This is a genomic window from Streptomyces sp. DF42 (assembly GCF_058267695.1).
Window position 1 is genome coordinate 7,260,296 of record NZ_CM177859.1, and the last position, 12,441, is coordinate 7,272,736.

General features: G+C 68.1%; 12 protein-coding genes and 2 pseudogenes. 10 read left to right on the forward strand and 4 right to left on the reverse strand.

The annotated features are described in order from the left end of the window. Positions 1-58: 58 nt before the first annotated feature. On the reverse strand, positions 59-262 hold the full coding sequence (locus tag ACYUED_RS33330) for a hypothetical protein (RefSeq protein ID WP_491288211.1): 204 nt from the start codon (positions 260-262) through the stop codon (positions 59-61). Between the two features lie 104 nt (positions 263-366). Here ACYUED_RS33330 and ACYUED_RS33335 point away from each other — a divergent pair, with 104 nt between their 5' ends. The 8 genes and pseudogenes from ACYUED_RS33335 (at position 367) to ACYUED_RS33370 (ending at position 7,304) form a co-directional block, all read left to right on the forward strand. Next, positions 367-606 carry a hypothetical protein gene (locus ACYUED_RS33335; protein WP_491288213.1) on the forward strand — a complete coding sequence of 80 codons (240 nt, stop codon included), beginning with the start codon at positions 367-369 and terminating at the stop codon, positions 604-606. Between the two features lie 237 nt (positions 607-843). Continuing rightward, positions 844-957: pseudogene (locus ACYUED_RS33340) on the forward strand (hypothetical protein); the annotation flags it as partial. A 40-nt stretch (positions 958-997) separates the two neighbouring features. Continuing rightward, the gene (locus tag ACYUED_RS33345) at positions 998-2,710 is read left to right on the forward strand and encodes a recombinase family protein (protein WP_491288215.1); all 1,713 of its coding nucleotides are present in this window, start codon (positions 998-1,000) and stop codon (positions 2,708-2,710) included. 428 nt (positions 2,711-3,138) lie between these two features. Beyond that, positions 3,139-3,711, forward strand: coding sequence for a recombinase family protein (locus ACYUED_RS33350; RefSeq protein WP_491288217.1), 573 nt, complete (start codon positions 3,139-3,141; stop codon positions 3,709-3,711). Positions 3,712-3,851: 140 nt separating this feature from the next. After that, on the forward strand, positions 3,852-4,046 hold the full coding sequence (locus ACYUED_RS33355) for a winged helix-turn-helix domain-containing protein (protein WP_491288219.1): 195 nt from the start codon (positions 3,852-3,854) through the stop codon (positions 4,044-4,046). 42 nt (positions 4,047-4,088) lie between these two features. Then, positions 4,089-4,439, forward strand: a pseudogene (locus ACYUED_RS33360) (3' terminal RNA ribose 2'-O-methyltransferase Hen1); the annotation flags it as partial. Between the two features lie 25 nt (positions 4,440-4,464). After that, entirely contained in the window at positions 4,465-4,725 is a 261-nt protein-coding gene (locus ACYUED_RS33365; protein WP_491294844.1) for a hypothetical protein, read from the forward strand. Then, positions 4,722-7,304: a polynucleotide kinase-phosphatase gene (locus ACYUED_RS33370; protein WP_491294539.1), complete on the forward strand. Its 2,583-nt coding sequence runs from the start codon at positions 4,722-4,724 to the stop codon at positions 7,302-7,304. Before ACYUED_RS33365 ends, ACYUED_RS33370 begins: the two co-directional genes overlap by 4 nt. Positions 7,305-7,413: 109 nt before the next feature. Here ACYUED_RS33370 and ACYUED_RS33375 read toward each other — a convergent pair whose 3' ends face one another. After that, positions 7,414-8,316 carry a hypothetical protein gene (locus ACYUED_RS33375; protein ID WP_491288221.1) on the reverse strand — a complete coding sequence of 301 codons (903 nt, stop codon included), beginning with the start codon at positions 8,314-8,316 and terminating at the stop codon, positions 7,414-7,416. Continuing rightward, positions 8,313-9,374, reverse strand: coding sequence for an SPFH domain-containing protein (locus tag ACYUED_RS33380; RefSeq protein ID WP_491288223.1), 1,062 nt, complete (start codon positions 9,372-9,374; stop codon positions 8,313-8,315). The genes ACYUED_RS33375 and ACYUED_RS33380 overlap by 4 nt, the downstream gene beginning before the upstream one ends. 153 nt (positions 9,375-9,527) lie before the next feature. Between ACYUED_RS33380 and ACYUED_RS33385 the strand changes: the two genes are divergently transcribed. Together ACYUED_RS33385 and argF are read left to right on the forward strand one after the other, a co-directional pair. Continuing rightward, positions 9,528-10,751 (forward strand): arginine deiminase, encoded by a 1,224-nt coding sequence (locus ACYUED_RS33385; protein ID WP_491288225.1) that lies wholly within the window; start codon positions 9,528-9,530, stop codon positions 10,749-10,751. A gap of 60 nt (positions 10,752-10,811) precedes the next feature. Then, the gene (argF, locus tag ACYUED_RS33390; protein WP_491288227.1) at positions 10,812-11,819 is read left to right on the forward strand and encodes an ornithine carbamoyltransferase; all 1,008 of its coding nucleotides are present in this window, start codon (positions 10,812-10,814) and stop codon (positions 11,817-11,819) included. A gap of 15 nt (positions 11,820-11,834) precedes the next feature. Here the strand turns inward: argF and ACYUED_RS33395 are convergent, their stop codons facing one another. Beyond that, entirely contained in the window at positions 11,835-12,341 is a 507-nt protein-coding gene (locus ACYUED_RS33395) for an ATP-binding protein (RefSeq protein WP_491288229.1), read from the reverse strand. Positions 12,342-12,441: the final 100 nt, after the last annotated feature.

A 12,441-nucleotide genomic window follows, 5' to 3' on the forward strand; every position in this document is an offset into this window, starting at 1 on the left:
GTGGTAGGGGGTGTGGCGCTGGTAACGGTGTCCTGGCGCATCCCCGGCCGGGGACCGATCAGCGTCCTTGGTAGTCAGTCGTGTGTTCCGGGCCGTCCGCCAGGAACGCGGTGACGGCGCGGCGGTGGTCGGTGGTCGCGGTCACCGCCGCGGCAAGGACCGGGAGGGCGGAGTCAGCCGCGCGCACGCCGCCGTCGAGGTAGCGGCGTACGACGTCCTTGGTGGCCGCGTGGGCCCGGGTGGGTCCGACGGCGAGACGCATCGCGTAGGCATGCGCGTCGAACTACGCCGACGTCTACCGCGACAACAACCCATACCTGCATGCCGTCGTCGTCCGGAAGATCTCCGCGGACCATGTCCACGTCGATGTGCACGACAGTCTCGTCGTCGGCCCGCTCCCTGCGGGCCGCCGGCGCCTCGGAGCGCAGCCTCGCCCTGCACGAGGAGGCCACCCGGCACTGGGAGGCCATGGGAGTGCTCGCCCTGCGCTACGAAGCGACGTCCGCTCCGTCAGTGCTGAAGCGGATCACGCAGCGGTTCGACCAGCTGGACGAGGTGACCGTGAACCTGTGGGAGTCCGTGGCGGCCGGCTCGGAGGTGCGCTGAAAAATCTTGAGTGTCTCACCGGCATTCGCTGTACGTTGAGCGGAAGCGCCGCACCGGTGGCGCTTCCGTGGCCGGCCGAGCTTCGTGCGGTGCCGCTACTGCGACGAGAAGGGGCCGGGAGCCGGCGCGATCCCACTGCGCCCTGCTTCGCTTCGCCCGCGTGCCCGCAGTGCGCTCGCTGTGCACCGGACACGGTTGACCCCTGTAGTCCAGAAGCCATTTCGAGGTGTGCCCACGATGTTCCTGACCATCACCACCACCGGCACCCCGGACAGCCCCGCCACCGATCTCGGCTTCCTGCTGCACAAGCACCCCGACAAATCGCAGGCGTTCTCGACGTCCTACGGCACTCCGTAGATACGTAGGTTGAAACTGCCATACGCTCTGTCCCATGGCAGAGACACAGAGGGCGCTACTCGCCGCACGGATCAGCGTGGACACCGACGAATCAACGTCCATCCCAAGGCAGTTGGAGCACCTCCAGACCTGGGCTCAGGGGCTCGGACACGAGACAGCGGGGGTAGTTGAGGACCGGTCCGTGTCCGGCTCTGTAGACCTCCCTGAGCGCCCCTCTATGGGCCCATGGCTCACCGAGGAAGGGCGGGAGAAGTGGGACGTCCTCGCAGTCACCACACAGGACCGTCTGAGCCGAGACGATCTCCACTTCATGGCGTTCGTCAAGAACGTTCTGGACTGGGGGAAGACCCTCATTGTTCTCGATGATCCGTCGTTCGATATCTCCACAGAGACGGGACGGCTCATTGCCTACGCCAAGGCGACTCAGGCAGCAGCAGAGCTGAGGAAGATCAGGCAACGGGTAGCGGATGCACGGGACTACCTACGCCGGAACGGTCTGTTCGCTGGAGGGCATACCCCCTTCGGCTACCTCTACGAGGATTCACCGGACGGGAAACACTACGTCCTGGTGCCGGAAGCCAAATACGCGAAGCTCCTTAAGGAGATCTCAGAGCGGGTCCGTTCTGGAGTCTCTACCAATCAGATTGCCCGAGAGCTGAACGCCGAGGGTGTACTGACATGGCGTGACTACCTCAGAGAGCTACGAGGGAAAGACGCCAAGCGCAGGCACGGAACGGCTCTCACAGAGCCCAAGGGAACCAACTGGAGTCCCCAGGTTGTACAGCGCATCCTCAAGAACCCTTCCTGTGCTGGCTTCCTCGCATACAAGGGTGAGCCATACGAGGATGATCAGGGGAACTTGGTCATGGCTACCGAGTACCCGATTCTCACCCATGCCGAATGGCAAGCCACCGTCGCAGCCATTGTGTCCCGTGGGCAGTCCAACATCCGGCGCAGCAACCAAGCATCTCTGCTGACTGGCATTGCCCGTTGCGGCAACTGCGGCTCACGGATGTTCTGCCACCGACTGAACAAAACTCTTGCCACAGGGGAAGTCAAGACGTACCGGCACTACTCCTGTACGGCGCGCTCCAAGGGAATGCCCTGTAGTAATCCGGCACGGATTCCAGAGGACTTGCTCAATGAGATCTTTGAGGATGCTCTCTTGAGTCGACTCGGTGAGCTTCCGGAAGTGGTGAAGGTGACCGAGCCGGGGGAGGACCACAGAGCAAAGCTAGACCAGGTCACAGCACGTCTGCTGCGCCTGGAGAAGGACTATGAGAATGGCCGGTACGACGAGCCGGAGAAGGAAGATTCCTACTGGCGCATGCATGGGAATCTGACTAAGAAGCAAAAGGAGTTGAGAGCCAAGCCTGTGCGCCCTGCGGTAACTCAGTACGTCCCAACGGGTCTGACATGGGCTCAGAAGTGGGGCGGGATGAATACCGATGCTCGCAGGGACTACCTGACGGACAAGGACGTTCAGGTCTACGTCTGGAAGCAAGCCATTCGCGGCACGGCGCACGGCACTGTGACCTCACTGGGAGATCTCAAACAGCTTGCAGCAGCCGCAAGTCTGGAATCGGACTCTCTTTCGGACTGGCAGTTGAACGGCTGGAACGTACCGGCGCACTGGACTGATCCGAGCCTCAGGAACTTCCCCAGCAGGGTTGAGGACACGTCTGTCGTTCCTGAGGTCATCGACCAGCTACAGCGAAAGCTCTTGAGAGCTCCTGAGGGCGTCTGAACGACGGAGAGCCCCTGCGATACCTTCCCAACTCGAAAAGGTTCCAGGGGCTCTTCTGTGTCTCCGGAGACGTCTTCCGGATACTGCTCCGGCCGTTGACTGACCTCACTCGCGAATGACTAGGTCGGGCAAAGATCATTTGCCAACTTTTAAGGGTGGGGGGGTTTGTATCAGTATTTGCACCGTCACCTGACTGCGTGTCAGATGCTGCACCCTGGTGTATGCGCTGCGCCGACTGTCTGACGGGCTGTCAGAACTTTCCCTGTGCGCCGTTCTCCTGTCGGCAAGGGTGAGGGGGAACCCTGGTTTCAGGGGGTCTCATATTCTTGGGGAGTTGCCGGGTCTCATCTCTGAGACTGTCCCAAAGTGACTTATGAGACTGGTATCCTAAGTCTTGTTGGGACGGATTGAGACAGGGGAGAGAGACAGTGACCACCTACGACTACGGCTACGCCCGAGTCGGCACGACGGCACAGGACTTGAAGCGTCAGCTTGACTGGCTGGAGTCCCAGGGAGTCCCCGTAGAGCGCACCTATGCCGACAAGCGGACTGGCACGGACTTTGAGCGTGAGGGACTGGCCTCTGTGCTGGCACAGCTCCGCTCTGGTGACGTTCTGTACGTTGCTTCCCTTGACCGACTCGGCCGGACCATGCACAAGGTGCTGGCTCTCATTGCTGAGTTGAGGGAGAAGGGGGTTCACCTGGTGATCGGCGGAGCGATGACCATTGACACTCGCGTAGGTGGTCCGGCCGTAGAGATGGCTCTCTTGATGCTCGGTACGTTCTCTGAGATGGAACTGATCTTCCAGAGGGAGCGCCGTGCGTCTGCCCGTGCTTCCAGGGAAGCGAGCGGTAAGAGCTGGGGGCGCCCCAGGGAGATTGACCGTGCTGCGGTGCTGGCAGACCTCAACGACGGCATGAGCGTCATGAAGGTGGCAGCGAAGCACGGGATTGGTCGGGCAACGGTCTTCCGGATCAAGGGTGAAGCCAAGAGCGATTGATGAAATATCCGATCCGAAAACCTCTGCCATTTCCGGTAGGGGTTTTCTTCATTTTTCAGCCTATTTATTTCAGAAAACCGATCCCGCATTCATTGGGATAATAGAGAGAGCACAACCGAAACCAGCCTCACTGGCCACAGGTGGCAGAGGAGATCCGGCGACGTATCAGCGCGGGTACGTACGCACCTGGTGCGCGTGTGCCTGGCACCGTGGCGCTCGCAGCAGAGTTCGACGTGTCCCAGTCGACGGCATCCCGAGCACTGGCCAGGCTCCGCACTGAGGGAGTTGTGTACGTGGTCAGTGGACGTGGCTACTTCGTCTCTGAGCCCACGTAATCCAGTACCGGACCTGGCCCGTGGAACCCCATACTCGGTCATGTGTTCCTGACGATCTCAACTACCGGCGATGAGCAGAACCCGGCTACTGACCTGGGGTTTCTCCTCCATAAGCACCCTGACAACCCGTTCTCAACCAAACTGTCCTACGGCACGGCGCACGTCCTCTACCCCGAGGCGGACGCCCGGCGCTGCACGGCCGCGCTGCTGCTGGAGGTCGACGCGGTGGCGCTGGTGCGGCGGGGCAAGGGCAAGGGACGCGGCGGGGCGCCCGACGCGGCGCTCGCGCAGTACGTCAACGACCGCCCGTATGCGGCGTCCTCGCTGCTCGCCGTGGCCCTGAGCAGCGTGTTCTCCAGCGCGATCAAGGGCACCTGTCACGCCCGCCCCGAGCTGCCCGCGCAGCCGCGCCCGCTGCGTGTCGAGGTGCCGGCGCTGCCCGCGCGCGGAGTCCCTCCCGGCCGGCCACGTCCGGCACGGCGACCACCGCTTCGAGTGGACGCGGGAGGAGTTCCGGGCCTGGGCGCGCACGGTCGCCGAACGGCACGGCTACACGGTGGAGTTCGTGCCCGTCGGGCCCGACGACCCGGAGGTGGGTCCGCCCACCCAGATGGCCGTCTTCGAAATGAGCACAGCCAACGTGAAGACCGAGGCCGACAAGGAGGCGAAGGCAGCATGACCGAGGCAACTGAGAAGACGGGACGGGTCCTTCCCGTCACCGACCTCTCCCTCGTCGTCCTCGTCGGCGCCTCCGGCTCCGGCAAGTCGACCTTCGCCCGCCGGCACTTCAAGCCGACCGAGGTGATCTCCTCCGACTTCTGCCGCGGCCTGGTCTGCGACGACGAGAACGACCAGAGCGCCACCCGGGACGCCTTCGACGTCCTGCACTACATCGCCGGCAAGCGCCTGGCCGCCGGCCGCCGCACGGTCGTCGACGCGACCAGCGTGCAGCAGGACAGCCGACGCCAGCTGGTCGACCTGGCCAGGCAGCACGACGTGCTGCCCATCGCCATCGTGCTGGACGTCCCGGAGGAGGTGTGCGCCGAACGCAACGCGGGCCGCTCCGACCGGGCCGACATGCCGCGCCGCGTCATCCAGCGCCACGTCCGCGAACTGCGACGTTCCGTACGCCACCTGGAGCGCGAGGGCTTCCGCAAGGTGCACATCCTGCGCGGCGTGGAGGACGTCGAGAACGCCACCGTCGTCACCGAGAAGCGCTTCAACGACCTGACCCATCTCACCGGCCCGTTCGACATCATCGGCGACATCCACGGCTGCGCCTTCGAACTGGAGTCGCTGCTGGGCAAGTTGGGCTACACGGACGGCGTCCACCCGGACGGCCGTACGGCCGTGTTCGTCGGTGACCTCGTCGACCGCGGCCCGGACAGCCCGGGCGTGCTGCGCCGGGTCATGTCGATGGTCGGCTCGGGCAACGCCCTGTGCGTGCCGGGCAACCACGAGAACAAGTACGGTCGTCACCTCAAGGGCCGCAACGTCCAGCACACCCACGGCCTCGCCGAGACCATCGAGCAGATGGAGGGCGAGAGCGACGAGTTCCGCGCCCAGGTGCGGGCGTTCATCGACGGGCTGGTCAGTCACTACGTCCTCGACGGCGGCAAGCTGGTGGTCTGCCACGCCGGTCTGCCGGAGAAGTACCACGGCCGCACCTCCGGCCGGGTCCGCTCGCACGCGCTGTACGGCGACACGACCGGTGAGACCGACGAGTTCGGGCTGCCGGTGCGCTACCCGTGGGCGGAGGACTACCGGGGCCGGGCGGCCGTGGTCTACGGCCACACCCCCGTCCCGGACGCGACCTGGCTCAACAACACCATCTGCCTCGACACCGGTGCCGTCTTCGGCGGCAAGCTCACCGCGCTGCGCTGGCCGGAGCGGGAACTGGTCGACGTACCGGCCGAGCAGGTCTGGTACGAGCCGTCGAGGCCGCTGCGGACGGAGGCGCCCGGCGGACAGGACGGCCGGCCGCTCGACCTGAACGACGTGCACGGCCGCCGGGTCGTCGAGACCCGGCACCAGGGCCGTGTCTCGGTCCGCGAGGAGAACGCGGCCGCGGCCCTGGAGGTCATGAGCCGTTTCGCCGTGGACCCGCGCCTGCTGCCGTACCTCCCGCCGACCATGGCGCCGACGGCGACCTCGCACGTCGAGGGCTACCTGGAGCACCCCGTCGAGGCCTTCGCGCAGTACGCGGCGGACGGGGTGGCGCGGGTCGTGTGCGAGGAGAAGCACATGGGCTCGCGTGCGGTGGCGCTGGTGTGCCGGGACGCCGAGGCCGCGCGCAGGCGGTTCGGCGCTGGGGGCACCTCCCGCTCGAGCGAAGCCGAGAGTGGGGGAGGCCCGACGGGCTCGCTGTACACCCGTACCGGACGCCCGTTCTTCGACGACGAGTCGGTGACGGAGGAGATCCTCGGCCGCGTCCGCGGGGCGGTCACCGAGGCCGGCCTGTGGGACGAACTGGAGACGGACTGGCTCCTGCTGGACGCCGAGCTGATGCCGTGGTCGCTGAAGGCGTCCGGTCTGCTGCGGTCGCAGTACGCGGCCGTCGGTGCCGCCTCCGGCGCGGTGTTCCCGGGTGCGCTCGCCGCCCTGGAGGGCGCCGCCGCGCGGGGCGTCGAGGTCACCGACCTGCTGGCCCGCCAGCGTGAGCGCGCCTCGAACGCGGCAGCGTTCACGGACGCCTACCGCCACTACTGCTGGACGACCGAGGGACTGGAGGGCGTACGTCTCGCACCGTTCCAGATCCTCGCCGTCCAGGGCCGCAGCCTCGCCGCCGTGCCGCACGACGAGCAGCTCGCCCTGCTGGACCGGCTGGTGGAGCACGACGGCAGCGGTCTGCTGCAGACCACCCGACGGCTCTACGTCGACACCGCGGACCCGGAGTCGGTGCGGGCGGGCGTCGACTGGTGGCTGGAGATGACCGGTCGTGGCGGCGAGGGCATGGTCGTGAAGCCGCTGGGCGCGCTGGTGCGCAGCGGCGAGGGCCGGCTGGTCCAGCCCGGCATCAAGTGCCGCGGCCGCGAGTACCTGCGGATCATCTACGGTCCGGAGTACACGCGCCCCGACAACCTCGTCCGTCTGCGCGGCCGCTTCCTCAACCACAAGCGGTCGCTGGCGACCCGCGAGTACGCCCTGGGTCTGGAGGCCCTGGACCGGCTGGCGGAGGGCGAGCCGCTGTGGCGGGTGCACGAGGCGGTGTTCGGGGTGCTGGCGCTGGAGTCGGAGCCGGTGGACCCACGGCTTTGAACTGCTTCCCGGGGGAGAGCGCCGACGACTACGTGTCCGTCGTCGACCAACTCCCCGCACTCGTCCGTCTCCAGCCCCCGGGCGGCGCGCACCGTATGCCGAAGTCCCGCTAGCCCACGAGGCGCAGTGACGTCCCCGCCACGCCCACCCGCACCGACTGCCCCCACGTCAGCTGCAGCGCGTCCGCCTCGATGCCGTCCCCGAAGGCGATCAGCCGCTCGGACTCGACGGTGAGGTGAAGGCCTGCGGAGGCGGAGAGCTCGCCGGCCACCAGCGACGTCCCGGTGGCCGGCGACGGCCAGGCCTCCCGTACGAACCACAGCAGCCGGTCGTCGGTGGGGCGGGGCAGGGACAGGGAGGCCAGGGCGGCACCCCGCTCCTGCCACACGGAGCGGATCCACCCCGTCGCCCCGGTCCCCGTCCCCACCAGCACTCCGGACGAAGCCTGGGCCTCGACGACACCCCCGTCGTCCTCAAGGCCCAGGCGGTATCTGGCCGTCTGATGTCCGGCGGCGCCCAGATAGATCTCGTTGAGCGCGACGATCCGCTGGGTGTCGTCGGAGACCGCCTCGACCATGGTGAGTTCGTCCACCGCGCTCGTGAGGGCCGCCGGGAGCAGCGCCGCCGCGTCGCCGGGGCGGTGGCGCACCAGGACGCCGGGGTTGCGGCCGGGGTCGGTGTCGATGCCCACCACCGGCTGCCCGGCCAGGTACTTGGCGGCGTTCGCCACCAGCCCGTCCTGCCCGACCACGACCACCACGTCCTCGGGCGCGAACAGGAACCGGTCCAAGTCGGCGCGCTCCACCCGGCTCTGACGCCAGGTCAGTGGAATCGCGGAGGCGACGTCGGCCAGCGCTCGCCGGGTGCGCCGGTCCCGTTCCGCGACCTCCTCGATGTCCCGTCCCCGGGAGGAGAGGAAGAAGGCGGCCTGCCCGTGCGTACCGTGGTGGGCCACCAACTCCTCGTACTCGGTGGTGCGATGGACGAGAACGGCGCGCGGCGCGAGGCTCATCCCTGCCCCTGCCCCTGCCCCTGCCCGGGCCCTTGACCGCCCAGCCTGGCCAGCAGCCCCGTCAGTACGTCCGGCGAGATGGTCACGCTGTCGATGTTCGGCAGGTTCTCCGCCAGCCTGGTGCCGGTGAGGGCGTGCAGGGTCGCCACGTCGACGTCGTCGTGCACCCGCAGCCAAGCCGCCTGTGCCTGCGCCCGCGCCTCGCCGACCTCGCGTGCGCCCTCGGCCTCGGCCCGTGCCAGCCGCACGGACCGCGCCGCCTCCGCGTCGGCGAGCCGTACCGTCCGTGCCGCCTCCGCCCCCGCCCGTACCGCGTCCGCCGCCGCGTGCTCCTCGGCCTCGCGGCGGCTGTTCGTGCCGCGCTGCTCGACCAACTGCTCCTCGCGGCGGGCCAGTTCGATCTGGCTGGCCAGCTCGTTCTCCGCGATCGCCCGCTCCCGCTCGACGGCCACCGCCCGCCGCTCGTACGTCGCCCGGTCCGCCTCCTGCTGGATCTGCTCGCGGGCCGGCGTGCGCAGGGCCCGCTCCACCTCCGGTTCGGGGCGCAGCGCCACCACGCGCACGGCGACCACATCGATCCCCGTCGACGGCAGCCGCGGCTCCGCGCCGAGCCCGGCCGCGACCCGCTCCCGCACCGCCGCCACGCCGTCGACCAGCGCCGACGCCAGCGACGTGCGGGCCAGGACGTCCAGCGCGTGCTGCTGGGCCGTCTCCGTCAGCAGCGTCCCCAGCTGCTCCAACGGCGCGCCGCGCCACACTCCTGTGTCCGGGTCGACGGAGAAGTCCAGCCGGGCGGCGGCCAGGGCCGGGTCGCTGATCCGGTACGTCACGGTCGCCTGCACCGTCACGTCCTGGAAGTCGGACGTACGGCCATGGAAGGTCATCGCCAACTCCCGGTCGTCGACCGGTATTTCGGACAGAGTCGCGGTCAGTGCGCGGAACCAGAAGCTGAGCCCCGGGCCGTCGTGCAGCAGCTTCCCGGCGCGATGGTGGCGGATGTGTGCCGTGGGCGCCCCGCGCAGGTGGCGCCAGCCCAGGCGCCGGGTGATGTCGGCCATCGGACCCCTCTTTCTCGTCGTAGCGACGATAAGCGAGGCACCTCTTTATCGTCAAGAGGACGAGAAAAGGGGAGTGGAAAACAACCAGAACAAGAAAGCGGAGAAAGCGCCGAGCTGCGGGTCAAGACGGCCCCTGATGGTCAGGATGGAGACATGGGATTCCATGTCGACTCCGAGACCGGGCGGCTGCGCCGCGTCATCCTTCACCGGCCGGATCTCGAACTCAAGAGGCTCACCCCCAGCAACAAGGACGCCCTCCTCTTCGACGACGTGCTGTGGGTGCGCCGGGCGCGCGCCGAGCACGACGGATTCGCCGACGTCCTGCGTGACCGCGGGGTCGCCGTCCACCTCTTCGGCGACCTGCTCACCGAGGCCCTGGAGGTCCCGGCCGCCAGAACGCTCGTCCTGGACCGGGTCTTCGACGAGAAGGAGTACGGCGTCCTCGCCACCGATCACCTCAGAGCCGCCTACGAGACCCTCGCCGCGCCGGAGCTGGCCGAGGCCCTGGTCGGCGGCATGACCAAGCGCGAGTTCCTCCAGGCACACGCGGAGCCGACCTCCGTGCGCTTCCATGTCATGGACCTCGACGACTTCCTCCTCGGCCCCCTCCCCAACCACCTCTTCACCCGGGACACCTCCGCCTGGATCTACGACGGTGTCTCCATCAACGCCATGCGCTGGCCCGCCCGGCAGCGCGAGACGGTCCACTTCGAGGCGATCTACCGCCACCACCCGCTCTTCCGTGACGAGGCGTTCCGCGTCTGGTCCGAGGGGCAGGCCGACTACCCCTCCACCATCGAGGGCGGCGACGTCCTCGTCATCGGCAACGGCGCCGTCCTGATCGGCATGAGCGAGCGCACCACGCCCCAGGCCGTCGAGCTGCTCGCGCACAAGCTGTTCGACGCCGGCTCGGCCCGGACGATCGTGGCCCTCGACATGCCCAAGCGGCGCGCCTTCATGCACCTCGACACCGTGATGACGATGGTCGACGGCGACACCTTCACCCAGTACGCGGGCCTGGGCATGCTCCGCTCGTACACCATCGAACCGGGCGTCGGCGACAAGGAGCTCAAGGTCACCGACCATCCGCCGGAGCACATGCACCGCGCGATCGCCGCCGCCCTCGGGCTGAGCGAGATCCGGGTCCTGACCGCGACCCAGGACGTGCACGCGGCCGAGCGCGAGCAGTGGGACGACGGCTGCAACGTCCTGGCCGTCGAACCGGGCGTCGTCGTCGCCTACGAGCGCAACGCCACCACCAACACCCACCTGCGCAAGCAGGGCATCGAGGTCATCGAGATCCCGGGCAGCGAGCTGGGCCGGGGTCGCGGCGGTCCGCGCTGCATGAGCTGCCCGGTCGAACGGGAGGCTGTATAGAAATGCAAAACATCGTATAGAGTTCCAGGTCATACGTTCCCGCATTCCTGGAGTGCCCCCATGGCGACAGTCCCGACCGCCCTCGCCGGCCGTCACTTCCTCAAGGAGCTCGACTTCTCCGACCAGGAGTTTCTCGGGCTGATCGAGCTGGCCGCCGAGCTGAAGGCGGCAAAGAAGGCCGGGGCGGAGACGCGGTACCTGAGCGGGAAGAACATCGCGCTCGTCTTCGAGAAGACCTCGACGCGCACGCGCTGCGCGTTCGAGGTCGCCGCCGCGGACCAGGGTGCCTCGACGACGTACCTGGACCCGTCGGGCTCGCAGATCGGGCACAAGGAGTCCGTGAAGGACACGGCGCGCGTACTGGGCCGGATGTACGACGGGATCGAGTACCGCGGACACGGCCAGGGCGTCGTGGAGGAGCTGGCCGCGTACGCCGGGGTCCCCGTCTACAACGGGCTCACCGACGAATGGCACCCCACCCAGATGCTGGCGGACGTGCTCACGATGACCGAGCACACCGACAAGCCGCTGACCGCGACGGCCTTCGCCTACCTCGGCGACGCCCGCTACAACATGGGCAATTCCTACCTGGTCACCGGCGCCCTGCTCGGCATGGACGTCCGTATCGTCGCCCCCCGGCTGCTGTGGCCGGATGACACGATCGTCGAGGTGGCCCAGCAGCTCGCCGTGGCCTCGGGCGCCCGGATCACGCTCACCGAGGACGTGAAGGAGGGTGTGCGCGACGCCGACTTCATCGCCACCGACGTATGGGTGTCGATGGGCGAGCCCAAGGAGGTCTGGGACGAGCGCATAGCGCTCCTCGGCCCCTACGCGGTGACCATGGACGTCCTGCGCGCCACCGGCAACCCCGACGTGAAGTTCCTGCACTGCCTGCCGGCCTTCCACGACCTGGGCACCGACGTCGGCCGCGAGATCCACCAGCGCCACGGGCTCACCTCGCTGGAGGTCACCGACGAGGTGTTCGAGTCCGAGCACTCCGTGGTCTTCGACGAGGCGGAGAACCGGATGCACACCATCAAGGCCATCCTGGTCGCGACGCTGGCCTGACCGCTCGGGCGGCGGTCAGGCGGACCGCCGCTGCGCGGGCACCACCGGCAGCCGGAACCAGACGGCCTTGCCGGACGTGGTCGGCCGATGCCCGCAGGACGAGCTGAGTGCGCGGATCAGCAGCAGTCCGCGCCCGTGCTCCTGCCAGGGATCGGGCTCCTGCTCGCCCGGCCGGGTGAGGTTGTGGGGCGGCGCCGGGTCCGGGTCGTGCACCTCGACCTGGCAGCCGCTCGGCGCCAGCTCCAGCACCAGCTCTATGGGGGAGTCCCCGACGGTGTGCTCCACGGCGTTCGCGACCAGCTCCGCCGTGAGCAGTTCCGCGGTGTCGCGGTCGGCCCCGTGATCCAGCTCGGCCAGCGCCGTGCGCACCAGTGCGCGGGCCACGGGCACGGCCGCGGCGGAATGCGGCAGCGCGATGCGCCAGGAGGCCGACGGGATGGACGGCACGAAGCGCCTCCGTGAGGGGTGGTCGCCGGGCGACGGGTCGGCGGAGGGGCGTGCGTACAAGGCGGGTCCGTTCATGAGCAGGCTGTCCTGCTTTCAACCTTATGAAATGGTACGGCGCTGCCGGTGAAGGCGTTCATCGGGCACCGTGCGGGGCCTTCGGCCCCGTTGACGAGCG

Bases quoted from the DNA above. Each gene is read 5' to 3' on its own strand.
- ACYUED_RS33330 (WP_491288211.1), bottom strand. From the start codon at position 262: ATGCGTCTCGCCGTCGGACCCACCCGGGCCCACGCGGCCACCAAGGAC.
- ACYUED_RS33335 (WP_491288213.1), top strand. From the start codon at position 367: ATGTGCACGACAGTCTCGTCGTCGGCCCGCTCCCTGCGGGCCGCCGGC.
- ACYUED_RS33345 (WP_491288215.1), top strand. From the start codon at position 998: ATGGCAGAGACACAGAGGGCGCTACTCGCCGCACGGATCAGCGTGGAC.
- ACYUED_RS33370 (WP_491294539.1), top strand. From the start codon at position 4,722: ATGACCGAGGCAACTGAGAAGACGGGACGGGTCCTTCCCGTCACCGAC.
- ACYUED_RS33375 (WP_491288221.1), bottom strand. From the start codon at position 8,316: ATGAGCCTCGCGCCGCGCGCCGTTCTCGTCCATCGCACCACCGAGTAC.
- ACYUED_RS33380 (WP_491288223.1), bottom strand. From the start codon at position 9,374: ATGGCCGACATCACCCGGCGCCTGGGCTGGCGCCACCTGCGCGGGGCG.
- ACYUED_RS33385 (WP_491288225.1), top strand. From the start codon at position 9,528: ATGGGATTCCATGTCGACTCCGAGACCGGGCGGCTGCGCCGCGTCATC.
- argF (WP_491288227.1), top strand. From the start codon at position 10,812: ATGGCGACAGTCCCGACCGCCCTCGCCGGCCGTCACTTCCTCAAGGAG.
- ACYUED_RS33395 (WP_491288229.1), bottom strand. From the start codon at position 12,341: ATGAACGGACCCGCCTTGTACGCACGCCCCTCCGCCGACCCGTCGCCC.